At 49.7% G+C, this 380-nt stretch carries 3 tRNA genes; all 3 read right to left on the bottom strand.

Annotation, left to right across the window (positions count from 1 at the left end):
- Positions 1-4 precede the first annotated feature (4 nt).
- Positions 5-90 (bottom strand) — tRNA-Tyr (locus tag L693_RS0110835).
- A 5-nt stretch (positions 91-95) separates the two neighbouring features.
- Positions 96-171: transfer RNA gene (locus tag L693_RS0110830), tRNA-Thr, on the bottom strand.
- 13 nt (positions 172-184) lie between these two features.
- Positions 185-259 (bottom strand) — tRNA-Ala (locus L693_RS0110825).
- Positions 260-380 lie beyond the last annotated feature (121 nt).

Below are 380 nucleotides of genomic sequence, written 5' to 3'. Positions count from 1 at the left end.
AAACTGGTGGAGGATGATGGATTCGAACCACCGAACTCGTAAGAGAACAGATTTACAGTCTGCTGCGTTTGGCCACTTCGCTAATCCTCCATATGTGGTGCCGGCGAGAGGACTTGAACCCCCAACCTACTGATTACAAGTCAGTTGCTCTACCAGTTGAGCTACACCGGCATATTAAGTTAAATGGCGGAACCGACGGGATTCGAACCCGCGATCTCCTGCTTGCAAGGCAGGCGTCTCCCAGCTGAGCTATAGCCCCATCTTAAAAATAATAATTAAAATTCTGGTCATGTAGAGGTTAGCCTTATAGGCGAAAAAAAGCCCCAGAAAAGAGGGGTTATGCCTGGCAACGTCCTACTCTCCCAGGACCCTGCGGTCCA

The organism is Paenibacillus sp. 1-18, assembly GCF_000520755.1.
Taxonomy (GTDB): Bacteria; Bacillota; Bacilli; order Paenibacillales; family Paenibacillaceae; genus Paenibacillus; species Paenibacillus brasilensis.
This window is presented reverse-complemented; position numbering and strand designations above follow the sequence as displayed.